This is a genomic window from Marivirga sericea (assembly GCF_900177665.1).
Classification (GTDB): domain Bacteria; phylum Bacteroidota; class Bacteroidia; order Cytophagales; family Cyclobacteriaceae; genus Marivirga; species Marivirga sericea.
In genome coordinates this window covers 162,673-174,768 of the sequence record NZ_FXAW01000010.1, presented here as the reverse complement: position 1 = coordinate 174,768, position 12,096 = coordinate 162,673, and the positions used below count along the sequence as shown (strand labels likewise).

Genomic DNA, 12,096 nt, shown 5'->3' with positions numbered 1-12,096 from the left:
AGTCGGGACACTCTAGCCAGCTGAGCTAATGCCCCATTTTAAAGTAAACCGTTGACAATAGATAGTTGTCAAAGGCTTGCAAAGCTATAGAAAAAATCCATTTCTAAAAATACCTTCTGGCTTTCCTGAATTTCTTTTTATAATAATCTGTGTAAATATTAGCTTCAACTACGCCTACGCTGGAGGAAGCATGAATAAAACGCACATCTTTATTTCCTCTGACTTCCGTTATTAGGCCTGCGTGGGTAATTCTCCTCCTTCTTTTTCCCATGGCAAAAAACACTACATCTCCTTCCTGCAATTTTCGGAACTTCACTTTTTTACCAACTTTAGCCTGATCTCTCGAAACTCTAGGGATATTAACATCCCCTGCCTTAAAACTGACAAATAATAGACCTGAACAATCCATTCCTGAGCGATTAACTCCTCCCCATTTATAAGGTGTACCGGTGTAAGAGCGAGCCGTTTGAATTATGGTATCCAGTCTTCTATCGCGCAGCTTTCTTTTTTTACCTATAGCGCATCCCGATAGTAAAATCACAATCAGTAGGAATAAAATCAATTGGATGGAATATATTTTCCTAAATTTGTGTTGAAGCATAATTCTTAGTCAGAAATCAATTAGTTCATGGATACAGTTACAAATCAAAGCATTTTTGAGGAATTGGTCAGCATAGTAGGTACAAAAAATGCCTTTTTGCTAGATGAAGACAAGTATAAATATTCTCATGATCACACAGAGGACTATTCCTTTATGCCAGATGTGGTGTTAAAACCATCTACCCCAGAAGAAATCAGTGCTATCATGAAAATGTGCAATCAGCACTTAATTCCGGTTACACCTCGAGGTGGAGGAACCGGTTTAAGTGGAGGAGCATTACCAACCAAAAAAGGCGTTGTGATTAGCATGGAGAAATTCAATTCTATTTTAGCTATAGATGAATTAAATCTGCAGGCAACTGTTGAACCTGGCGTTATTACTGAAGTTTTTCAGAATGCTGTAAAAGAAAAAGGATTATTTTATCCCCCCGACCCATCTAGTAAAGGCACCTGTTTTTTAGGCGGTAATTTAGCAGAAAATGCAGGTGGACCAAAAGCCGTAAAATATGGTGTTACGAGAGATTACGTTTTGAATATGCAGGTGGTGCTGCCAAACGGGGAAATAATTTGGACTGCCGCCAATGTATTGAAAAACAGTACCGGTTACAATCTAACTCAGCTGATGTGCGGCAGTGAAGGAACTTTAGGTGTTATTACAAAAATAGTATTCAAATTACGCCCATACCCAAGAAAAGATGTGACTTTATTAGCTCCTTTTACTAGCAATGAAGAAGCTTGTAGAGCCATTGCTGCTATTTTCAAAGCAGGAATTGCTCCTTCTGGAATGGAATTTATGGAACGAGATGCAATCGAGAAAACCCAAGACTACATTAAAAAAGAAATGGGCGAAACAGTAAATGTTGATTTACCTGATCACGTTAAAGCACATTTGTTAATAGAGCTGGATGGAAATGATGAAGAAGTCATGATGAATGAGGCGGAAGTCATTTTGAATGTATTAGATGATTTTGATACCGGGGGCGAAGTTCTTTTTGCCGATACACAAGCTCAAAAAGATGAATTGTGGAAATTAAGACGAAATGTTAGTCCAGCCGTTAATGCATATTCACTGACTAAGGCAGAAGATGTTGTGGTGCCAAGAGGAAACCTCCCTGCTTTGATCGTCTATATTAAAGAAGTTGGCAAAAAATACGGGTTTAATTCCGTTTGTTATGGTCATGCAGGTGATGGTAATCTCCATATCAACATTATGAAAGAAACCCTAAGTGATGACTACTGGAATAAAGAAGTGAATGAAGGCATAGGTGAAATTTTCGAAGAAGTAGTTCGCCTAGGCGGCACGCTTTCAGGCGAGCATGGAATCGGCATTGCCAAAAGACCTTACATGCAAATGGCGATGGGAAAGGTAAAATTAGACCTGATGAGAGGTATCAAAAATGTATTCGACCCCAACAATATTTTAAATCCTGAAAAAATATTTTAAGAATTTTTAAACCACAATAGAGATTATCCGTTTCCCGGTAGTAATACTTTTAATAGTGCGTGTAAAAAACTATCGGTGGACAATTTACTTTCTTCTATAAAAATTGAGCTAAACCCTCGTCTCTTTCAAAAGGATCCAGAATCTTCAGACCTAGGGAGAAAAATTCTGTCACAATCTTTGTTAATGATTGATGAAATGGGGTTAGAGAGTTTCACTTTTGGAAAGCTGGCAAAAGCGCTCTGCACCACCGAAAGTTCTATTTATCGTTATTTTGAAAGTAAACATAAATTATTACTTTATTTTTATAATTGGTACTGGAGCTGGATTGAAATTCAATTAGCCTTTCACACCCACAACTTGTCAAATCCAGATGCAAAACTAAAGCGAGCTGTGGAGGTACTTTGTAAGCCTGATGCAGAAGACAAAAGCATCAGCGCCCTAAATTTCGAACAATTAATCAGTATAGTGATTTCAGAATCTTCTAAGGCATATTTGACTAAAGAGGTCGATACTGAAAATCAATTCGGGCTTTTCTTAACTTTTAAGAAAGTATCCCAGCGCTTAGCTGATATAATGAAAGAAATAAACCCGACATTTAGTTATGCTAATACTCTAGCATCAACAAGTATAGTTGGTATATTGCACCAGCAATATTTTGCAATGCATATGCCTTCATTATCTGATATTAAGTCTGATAAAGATGAATTATCAAATGTTTTTTATCAGATTATATTAAAAAACCTGAAGCACTAAAATGGCAGATACTTTTAAAACTCACCCCTTCCAAAGATTTATCCAGCTCTTAAAGCCTGAAAAAAGTCTGGTGTTTACCATATATATTTATGCTGTCTTCGCAGGACTAATAAGTCTTTCATTGCCTTTGGGTATTCAAGCAATCATTAACCTTATCATGGGAGGGCAAGTAAGTACCTCTTGGATCATCCTTGTGGTATTGGTAATTTTCGGAATCGTTGCAAATGGCTATCTGCAGGTACGGCAGTTAACAGTAAATGAAGTGCTGCAACAAAAAATCTTCAGCCGCGCATCCTTTGAATTTGCCTATAGAATCCCACGTCTGAAAATCGATCAAATTAAGCAACAATATTTGCCTGAATTAATCAATCGTTTTTTCGATACTATGTCTGTGCAAAAAGGGCTTTCTAAAATTTTGATAGACTTCTCCACCGCCTTTTTCCAGATTGTTTTCGGTTTAATTCTTATTTCGTTCTACCATCCTTTCTTCATTATCTTTTCTTTTTTCCTGATCGTGCTGATCTTCTTAATTGTGAGGCTAACTGGTCCTCGTGGACTAAAAACAAGTTTGGTAGAATCAAAGCATAAATACAAAACAGCACATTGGCTAGAGGAGCTCGCCCGAAACGTTGAAAGTTTTAAAATGGCTGGCGACTCTACATTGCCATTGGAAAAAAATGACGAGCATACCAACGATTATATTAATGCTAGGAAAAACCACTTCAAGGTCATAATCAACCAATTCTCTTTAATGATCGGCTTTAAGGCAGTAGTGGCCGCTGGTCTCTTACTCATAGGAGGAATACTGGTAATCGAGCAGCAAATGAACATTGGGCAATTTGTAGCTGCCGAAATCATCGTTATTCTAATAATAAATTCGGTTGAAAAAATTATTTTCACAATTGAGGCTGTATACGATGTCTTGACTTCGGTTGAAAAAATAGCGGCCGTAACAGATTTGCCTTTGGAGGAATACCTATCAGGCAACAAACCTTTTACACAGCAAGACGGGATGGGTATAAAGCTGAAAAATGTGCAATACTCTGATAAAGATTCCGGACACATATTTCTCAATGATATAAATTTGGACATCAAGAGTGGCGAAAAAATTGCCATTGCCGGCAGTGCAAATGCGGGTAAAGCAATTCTGCTACAATTCATCTGTGGTTGGTATAGCGATTACGAAGGCAATATTTTATATAATAACACATCGCTGCAAGAAATGAAATTGTCCGACATAAGGCGACAAATTGGAGATTGTATGACCACTGGAAGCATTTTTCAAGGAACTATTGAGGAGAATATTTCTATTGGCTCACCCATGAGCAGCTTTGAGGAGCTAAAAAAGGCAGCTGAAATCACAGGCCTTGCCGAATATCTAGAAGCTACAAAAGAAGGATATCAGATGATATTGTATCCAGGAGATAAAGCCTTTCCTAAAAAGGTGCAACAACAGATTTTATGGACAAGAGGGATACTTGGGAACAAAGCACTCGTTCTTTGGGAAGATGTGTTCGGCACTACTTCCAGAGATGAAAAAATGAAGTTTGTAGATCACCTGCTAGATAGAAGCAATGACAAAACCATTTTGATGGTGAGCAATGACATGAGAATTTTAGAAAAATGCGACAGAGTGATCGGTATGGAAAACGGGGTAATTGTACACGACCTACCTGCTTCCGAAGCTCGAGATAATGAATGGTTTGAAAAAATTTGTTTAGATAGAAATGCTTAATATTAGCCCTCAATCAATAAAGGATAAAATAGATACCTCAAAATATAAATCTTTTGAGATCTTTGAAGAAATCCGAGCAGACAAAGTTCTGAAAAGACTGCTTTTGACATTTCTTTTGCTAGTGATAGGTGTAGCTTTTCTTCCTTGGACCCAAAATATCCGTGGCAACGGCCAAGTGACCGCTCTTTCTCCTTCGCATCGTCCTCAAGAGTTAAACTCTATCATTGATGGTCGAATTGAAGAATGGCATGTGCAAGAAGGTGACATGGTAGAGAAGGGAGATACTATTTTATTTATACGAGAGATAAAAGACGAATATTTTGATCCACAATTACTGGAGAGAACTCAAGAGCAAATCAATGCTAAGAGACAATCTTTGGAATTTTACCAAGACAAAATAAATGCCCTTAGCAATCAAATTGGTGCCATAAGAGAAAATAGAGAACTAAAATTAGAACAGGCCCAAAATTATCTTAGACAAGCAGAATTAAAAATTCAAGCAGACAGCATTGATTATGAAGCGGCACAGGTGAACTTAATCATTGCCGAAAAGCAGGTCAACCGGCAAAAAGAGCTTTACGAAGAAGGTCTAAAATCATTAACAGACCTAGAGATGAAAACCAATAAATATCAAGAATCTCTCGCCAAAAAAATAAGCATCGAAAGTAAATTATTGAGCAGTAGAAATCAATATCTTAATGCAAAAATTGAATTGAATTCCATCTATAACGAATACACTGACAAGCTGCAAAAAGCTCGTTCCGAACAGTTTACTACACGCTCCATGTTACAAAATGCTCAGGCGGAAGTAGTTAAAATGGAAAATCAACTTACTAATTATCAGGTTCGATTCGGTCTTTATTATGTAACAGCACCCCAAAAAGGATATATCACTAGAGCAGTAAGTACTGGAATAGGTGAAAATATCAAGGCGGGGGAGTCCTTGGTGTCGATCATGCCTGCAGATATTGATTTTGCTGTTGAAATGTATATTATGCCTAGAGACTTACCATTGTTTAATGTAGGCAACGAAGTAAGACTCATATTTGACGGATGGCCTTCAATTGTTTTCTCAGGGTGGCCAATTATTACCTATGGTACATTTGGGGGAGAAGTAGTAGCCATTGATCGCTTCATTAGTCCAAATGGAAAATACAGAATCTTGATTGCACAAGATCCTGATGAACCAGAGTGGCCTAATGCGTTAAGAGTAGGTGGTGGAACAAATGGATTGGCTTTGTTAGACATTGTACCCGTTTGGTATGAAATATGGCGACAAATCAACGGTTTTCCACCTAACTTCTACACCCCTGAAAATACAGGACAGGCAAATGACGGTGTAAAACTAGAAGGAAAGGCAAAGAAATGATCCGTAGATTGAAACATATTGCCTATTTCGTGATTTTTTGTTTGCCGGTTCAGGTGCACGCTCAAGAAATCTTGAACACTGATAAACTAAGTGAGCAGAATTTCCTATCGCTGGTTATGGAAAACCATCCTTTAATTCAGCAAGCGCAAAACCTACGAGAAATGGGGGACTTTGCTGTGATGGCAGCCAAAGGAAATTTTGACCCACAGTTATTCTCAAAAAACAAACAGAAATATTACGACCAGAAAAATTACTACCAATACAGCGAATCTGGTATTAGCTTGCCGACCCGAACAGGAATCACCATTCAGGGTGGATATGACTGGACGGAAGGGCAATTTCTTAGTCGAGAATCTACTTTACCCAATGCTGGTTTATGGTATGCCGGTGTGAGTGTTCCCGTTTTGCAAGGTTTGTTTATAGATGATAGACGGGCAGCATTACAAAAAGCATTCGTAGACAGAAGAGCGTTTGAAAATGAAGCTCAATTAATGTTGATTGACATTCTTTTGGAAGGAAGCCATTACTATTGGCAGTTTGCAAAGTTCCAATATCAGAAAGTAGTGATTGAAGAGGCAATAGAGCTTGCGGAAGATAATTTTCAAAACTACAAAACTTCTTACGAACAGGGTGATAAACCTGCAGTAGATACCTTAGAAGCATCTATTCAATTGCAAAATTTATCCATCCAAAACCAACAACTAGAAGTTGATTTAGCTAACGCAAAGCTAAATCTGTTCACTTTTTTATGGGGTCAAGAGCAACCGCTGCAGGAGTCTGAATTACAAGCAACTGCCATAAACAATATATCTCAGAACAAAATCGACAGCCTCAGGGCAAGTTTGCCAATTTTTATTCAAGAACACCCAGCGATCAGGGATAAAGAGCTTAAAATCCAGAGCCTGCAGATTGACAACCGCTTAAAACGGGAAAAACTAAAACCCAAACTCGATTTAGAATATAACCTATTGCAAGACCCAGCAGGAAATATCAATGAAATTCGTGGGCTAGACAATTATAATTGGGGATTGAGTTTTAGTATGCCTCTTTTATTGCGCCAGCCAAGGGGAGAGTTAAGAATGAATGAAATAAAACTGGAGAACACCAATTTCGAGCTACAGCAAAAAAGGCTGACTATACGAAATAAAGCCAGGCAATATGAAAATACTTTTGAAAATATTTCTGCACAGCTGGAGACCTACCGCAATATTGTATTGCAATATGAAAGTCTACTACAAGCAGAGCTTAGGAAATTTGAGATAGGTGAAAGCAGTATTTTCTTGATCAACTACCGACAAATGAGCTTAGTAAATGCAAGAATGAAGTATATCGATTTGCAAGCCAAATATCGATTGTACTACCGACAGTGGTTGCACAGTTTGGGGGCAAAACCTGAATTGTGGGTTAATCCATAAGCACATCAAATTATTGTTTATCTTCGCAACATGTGTGGCATAACCGGAGTATTTGCATTTAATGAAATCGGCAGGTTCAACCTTCCTAATATTTCTTTGGCTACGGAAACTTTAGAGCACCGAGGTCCTGATTTTCAGAAAGTCTTTGTGGGTGATTTTGTAGCATTAGGTCACAGGCGATTGTCAATTATTGATCTTAATCCCCAGGCCAATCAGCCAATGTCTGCAGAAAATGGCCGCTACCAATTGGTTTTTAATGGTGAGATCTATAATTACAAAAGTCTTAAACAGGATTTAACTTCAAAAGGAGTTCAATTTGAAACTGAATCAGACACGGAGGTATTATTACAATTGTTAATACATGAAGGAAAAGATGCTCTAAATAAACTGAATGGTTTTTTTGCTTTTGCATTTTATCATCAACAAAAAGAAGAAATGTTGGTCGCCAGAGACCGTTACGGAATTAAACCACTCTACTATTTCGAAGATGAAGACCGCTTTATCTTTGCTAGCGAACTGAAAGCTATTCTCAAATTCGGAATCAACAGAAATTTAGATACAAACTCACTTTATACTTATCTCCAATTAAATTATTTACCGGCCCCGATGACTATGGTGAAAGCGGTAAAAAAATTAATGCCTGGTCAATATGCAGTGATCAAAAAGAAGTCCGTGGAAATCAATTCATATTATGAATTAAAAGCCACTTTTGATAATCCATTTCAAGGCACTTACAAAGATGCAAAATTCCAACTTCAAGGATTGATGGAAAAGGCTGTGGAAAGAAGATTGGTGGCGGATGTTCCTTTGGGCACTTTTTTAAGTGGGGGAGTAGATTCTTCTATCATTTCAACCCTTGCTTCAAAAAAAGTAGACGGGTTGCATACTTTTTCAATTGGCTATAAAGATCATTCTTTTTTTGATGAAACTGAATATGCCAATGCAGTGGCTCAACATATAGGTTCCAAACATCAAGTTTTCTCCCTGAGCCTTGAGGATCTATATAGCTATTTGCCTAAAATGCTCAAAAGCTTTTCCGAACCTTTTGCCGACAGCTCTGCTCTTCCTGTTTATGCCTTAAGTCAACTGACTAAAGAAAATGTTACGGTTGCCCTTTCCGGAGATGGGGCAGACGAACTCTTTGCTGGATATAACAAACATGCTGCGCTCTACAGACTTTGGCATCCAGGAGCAAAAGAAAATTTGGTGAGTGCGCTTGGCCCATTATGGAATTTATTACCGAAGTCAAGAAATAACCCACTAGGAAATTTAACTCGCCAATTAAAGAAGTTTGCAGATGCTTCTAAATTAGATATACAGTCTCAATATTGGGTATTGGCGAGTTTACAATCCGCAAGACAAACTACCGACTTATTATCTAATACGGTTCTAGAAGATGTCGATTTCGAAGCTTTTGATTTATGGAAGGATAATTTACTTTCAACTCTAAATTCAAAGTCCATCAACCAATCTTTACAGCTGGATCAAGAAATGGTATTGCAAGGCGATATGTTGGCAAAAGTAGATCTCATGAGTATGCAAAATGCATTAGAAGTGCGGGTTCCCTTCTTAGATCATGACGTAGTCGCTTTTGCTAATAGTTTGCCGGAGAATTTCAAAGTGAATAACAAAAGAAAAAAGATGATTTTGCAAGATACCTTTAGGGATATCTTACCCGAAAAAATCTATAACCGACCTAAACACGGATTTGAAGTTCCTCTTTTGGATTGGCTCAGAACAGATTTAAAAACTGAAATCAATGACAAATGGCTGAGCAAAGAATTAATTGATTCACAAGATGTCTTTGATTGGGAAGGTATTAAATCTTTAAAGAAAAAGCTGTTTTCGAGCAACCCAGAAGATAGTCATGCACATATTTGGGGCTTAATCGTTTTTCAGGAGTGGTGGGAAGGTTACATGGAACAAGCTTGACCTAGCGCTAGCTTCCTGCTAGTGATGATTACTTTTACCTCCGTCATTTTTTGAACAACTATAGAACTAGCAATCTTACTTCTTTAATATTCTCCCATTTTCGTTTAACTTTGTTTTTTAGTAAAACTGATTAGAAATTCAATGTCTGAAAAGATAAATGCATTAAAAGCTGAAATTTCAGCCGCCACGGCCAAAACTCAAGAAGAGTTAGAGGGGTATAGATTAAAATTTATTAGTCGAAAAAGCGTGTTGGGAGAGCTTTTTGCTGACATGAAAAATGTTGCCCCTGAAGATCGAAAAGCCTATGGGCAAGCAGTTAATGAGGTAAAGCAGCAAGCGGAAGAAAAATTCAAAGAGCTGATTGCCGGTTTAGAAAGCAGTGATGCAGGAAGCAAATCGTCTGCTCCAATTGACTTAACATTGCCCCCCAATGTCAACTTAGGTACCGTTCATCCTTTAACCTACATTCATAATAGGATCGTAGAAATTTTCCAGAAAATTGGCTTTAATGTGGCAGATGGGCCTGAAATCGAAGATGACTTCCACAATTTTACAGCCTTGAATTTCCCAGAAAACCATCCCGCTCGTGAAATGCAGGATACCTTCTTTATTGAAAGCAATCCTGACATTGCCTTGAGAACACATACTTCTTCTGTTCAGATTAGGGTAATGGAAAATCAAAAACCTCCGTTTAGGACATTAGCTCCTGGACGTGTATTCCGAAATGAAGCAATTTCAGCTCGGGCACATTGCTTTTTCCATCAGGTAGAAGGCTTCTTTGTGGATAAAAATGTGGGCTTAGTTGATCTAAAACAAACTCTTTATTATTTCGCTAAAGAGCTGTTCGGGCAAGACACTAAAGTGAGATTCCGTCCTTCTTATTTTCCATTTACGGAGCCAAGTGCAGAAATGGACATTTCCTGCAATATCTGTAAAGGAAAGGGCTGTAATATTTGTAAATATTCCGGTTGGGTAGAAATTTTAGGTTCTGGAATGATAGATCCCAATGTTTTGGAAAACTGCGGCATTGATTCTGAAGAATACACAGGTTTTGCTTTCGGAATGGGAATTGAAAGAATAGCTATGCTTAAATTTCAGGTAAATGATTTACGGCTATACTCCGAAAATGACGTTCGATTCTTGAATCAATTTAAGCACTTGAGTTAGATTATGAACAACATCTGCTGCAATGGTCGTTTCTAGTATTTAAATATCAAGACATTATGAAATTAAATGAAATCAAATCAATTGGAATAGTAGGAGCAGGAACCATGGGTTCTGGTATTGCACAAATGAGTGCAATGGCTGGCTATAAAACCACAATATTTGATATTCAAGAAGCTGCTCTAGATAAGGCCAAAACTGCTGTTACTAAAAACCTTGACAAAGGGATTGACAAAGGCAAAGTAAATTCAGTACAAAAAGAAGCGTGTTTAGCCAATATCAGTTTCATATCAGATTTAGAAGAATTAAAAGCTGACGTTATCATAGAGGCGGTAGTTGAAAAGTTGCAAGTAAAAATTGACATCTTTAGTCAATTAGAAAAAATTAATAGCGATAAAACTATCTTAGCTACGAACACTTCTTCTATTCCTATTACACAAATCGGAGCCGGGCTTCAAAAGCCTGAAAGATTAGTGGGCATGCATTTTTTCAATCCTGCTCACATCATGAAATTGGTAGAAGTGATATCTGGGGCAGCTACAAATCCAGAAATTGCAGCTACAACCAAATCATTAGCTGAGAAAATGGGTAAAAAAGCGGTGATGGCGAAAGATTCTCCAGGCTTCATCGTTAATAGAGTAGCGCGTCATTTTTATGTAGAGTCGCTGAAGATTGCAGAAGAAAACGTAGCCAATTTTGAACAAATTGACAGATTAGTGGAAAGTTCCGGATTTAAAATGGGTCCTTTTCGGTTAATGGATCTGATAGGTGTTGACACGAATTTTTCAGTAACTAAATCAATGTTTGAATCTTTTTATCACGATAGCAAATTTAGACCAAGCAGAATTCAACAACAAAAAGTGGATGCCGGCCACCATGGAAGAAAAAGCGGCAAAGGATTTTATGACTACAATTAAGAAATTTTCACTTTTTCTATTCTTAGCTTTTTTTCTACTTTTAAGCTGCGGGGAAGAAAACCCTGAGGTGTTTGTAGATGAATTGCCTTTACCTGATCCTTTTCAATTATCCCTTAATTTAGATTTAGTCAGCTATCAAAACTTACAGTTTGAAAAGAATGTGATTTTGCCAGATGTTGGTGTGAATGGGGTAATTGTAGTCAAAAGAGCAGAAAACGATTACGCTGCTTTTGAACGTACTTGCCCCTTCGAACCTGAGAAGGAATGCTCCATTGTATCCATGAATGCAGGTCAACAGTACTTAGAATGCGAATGCGGTAATTCTTTTTATAATTTAAGCGGATATCCAACCAATAGTCCATCTCCCAGAAAGTTAAGGGAATATTTCACCAGTCTATCAGGAAGAAATCTATATCTGGACAATACTATCGTGAATAGTGAGAATAGGTAGTTTTATAATCTATACAAGGCTTACAACCACCAAAAAGTGTTTATTAAGTTAATGATATTTTGAGTTCGTTTTTAAGAAAGATTTACTCGAAAGAAGTAATTTCACCAAACAGTTGACCAATTATTTGCATAATGATGAAATTGAAAATTTGGATGATTTTGGCTTCTATTTTGATCCGGATAAATGGACACCAAATAAAACGCAACTGAACAATGCTCTAAAGGCAAATAAAGATTTGTTTTGAGGTGTCTGAATGGTCGAAATATAGACTACTATTTGGGTCACAAGTCGATGAAATAGTTGAAGGTGATATTGA

The 12,096-nt window shown here is 37.5% G+C and carries 10 protein-coding genes; 9 read left to right on the top strand and 1 reads right to left on the bottom strand.

The genetic code is table 11. The annotated features are described in order from the left end of the window. Nucleotides 1-103 precede the first annotated feature (103 nt). Nucleotides 104-601: a C40 family peptidase gene (locus B9Y84_RS19270; RefSeq protein ID WP_085519036.1), complete on the bottom strand. Its 498-nt coding sequence runs from the start codon at nt 599-601 to the stop codon at nt 104-106. Between the two features lie 27 nt (nt 602-628). Between B9Y84_RS19270 and B9Y84_RS19265 the strand changes: the two genes are divergently transcribed. The 9 genes from B9Y84_RS19265 (at nt 629) to B9Y84_RS19225 (ending at nt 11,780) form a co-directional block, all read left to right on the top strand. After that, on the top strand, nt 629-2,044 hold the full coding sequence (locus B9Y84_RS19265) for an FAD-binding oxidoreductase (RefSeq protein ID WP_085519035.1): 1,416 nt from the start codon (nt 629-631) through the stop codon (nt 2,042-2,044). Nucleotides 2,045-2,119: 75 nt separating this feature from the next. Next, nucleotides 2,120-2,797: a TetR/AcrR family transcriptional regulator gene (locus B9Y84_RS19260; RefSeq protein WP_085519034.1), complete on the top strand. Its 678-nt coding sequence runs from the start codon at nt 2,120-2,122 to the stop codon at nt 2,795-2,797. Nucleotide 2,798: 1 nt separating this feature from the next. Beyond that, the gene (locus B9Y84_RS19255) at nt 2,799-4,532 is read left to right on the top strand and encodes a peptidase domain-containing ABC transporter (protein WP_085519033.1); all 1,734 of its coding nucleotides are present in this window, start codon (nt 2,799-2,801) and stop codon (nt 4,530-4,532) included. After that, on the top strand, nt 4,525-5,901 hold the full coding sequence (locus tag B9Y84_RS19250) for an HlyD family secretion protein (protein ID WP_085519032.1): 1,377 nt from the start codon (nt 4,525-4,527) through the stop codon (nt 5,899-5,901). The genes B9Y84_RS19255 and B9Y84_RS19250 overlap by 8 nt, the downstream gene beginning before the upstream one ends. Further along, nucleotides 5,898-7,316 (top strand): TolC family protein, encoded by a 1,419-nt coding sequence (locus tag B9Y84_RS19245; protein WP_085519031.1) that lies wholly within the window; start codon nt 5,898-5,900, stop codon nt 7,314-7,316. The genes B9Y84_RS19250 and B9Y84_RS19245 overlap by 4 nt, the downstream gene beginning before the upstream one ends. A gap of 30 nt (nt 7,317-7,346) precedes the next feature. Then, nucleotides 7,347-9,248, top strand: coding sequence for an asparagine synthase (glutamine-hydrolyzing) (gene asnB / locus B9Y84_RS19240; RefSeq protein WP_085519030.1), 1,902 nt, complete (start codon nt 7,347-7,349; stop codon nt 9,246-9,248). A 141-nt stretch (nt 9,249-9,389) separates the two neighbouring features. Next, complete coding sequence (gene pheS / locus B9Y84_RS19235; protein WP_085519029.1) at nt 9,390-10,415, top strand: phenylalanine--tRNA ligase subunit alpha; 1,026 nt, start codon at nt 9,390-9,392, stop codon at nt 10,413-10,415. A gap of 56 nt (nt 10,416-10,471) precedes the next feature. Next, the gene (locus tag B9Y84_RS19230) at nt 10,472-11,329 is read left to right on the top strand and encodes a 3-hydroxyacyl-CoA dehydrogenase NAD-binding domain-containing protein (RefSeq protein WP_085519028.1); all 858 of its coding nucleotides are present in this window, start codon (nt 10,472-10,474) and stop codon (nt 11,327-11,329) included. After that, on the top strand, nt 11,316-11,780 hold the full coding sequence (locus tag B9Y84_RS19225) for a hypothetical protein (RefSeq protein ID WP_176223849.1): 465 nt from the start codon (nt 11,316-11,318) through the stop codon (nt 11,778-11,780). Before B9Y84_RS19230 ends, B9Y84_RS19225 begins: the two co-directional genes overlap by 14 nt. Nucleotides 11,781-12,096: the final 316 nt, after the last annotated feature.

What these genes read in the sequence shown, in the direction of transcription:
- B9Y84_RS19270 (WP_085519036.1), bottom strand. Translation starts at nt 601, where the DNA reads ATGCTTCAACACAAATTTAGGAAAATATATTCCATCCAATTGATTTTA.
- B9Y84_RS19265 (WP_085519035.1), top strand. Translation starts at nt 629, where the DNA reads ATGGATACAGTTACAAATCAAAGCATTTTTGAGGAATTGGTCAGCATA.
- B9Y84_RS19255 (WP_085519033.1), top strand. Translation starts at nt 2,799, where the DNA reads ATGGCAGATACTTTTAAAACTCACCCCTTCCAAAGATTTATCCAGCTC.
- B9Y84_RS19250 (WP_085519032.1), top strand. Translation starts at nt 4,525, where the DNA reads ATGCTTAATATTAGCCCTCAATCAATAAAGGATAAAATAGATACCTCA.
- B9Y84_RS19245 (WP_085519031.1), top strand. Translation starts at nt 5,898, where the DNA reads ATGATCCGTAGATTGAAACATATTGCCTATTTCGTGATTTTTTGTTTG.
- asnB (WP_085519030.1), top strand. Translation starts at nt 7,347, where the DNA reads ATGTGTGGCATAACCGGAGTATTTGCATTTAATGAAATCGGCAGGTTC.
- pheS (WP_085519029.1), top strand. Translation starts at nt 9,390, where the DNA reads ATGTCTGAAAAGATAAATGCATTAAAAGCTGAAATTTCAGCCGCCACG.
- B9Y84_RS19230 (WP_085519028.1), top strand. Translation starts at nt 10,472, where the DNA reads ATGAAATTAAATGAAATCAAATCAATTGGAATAGTAGGAGCAGGAACC.
- B9Y84_RS19225 (WP_176223849.1), top strand. Translation starts at nt 11,316, where the DNA reads ATGACTACAATTAAGAAATTTTCACTTTTTCTATTCTTAGCTTTTTTT.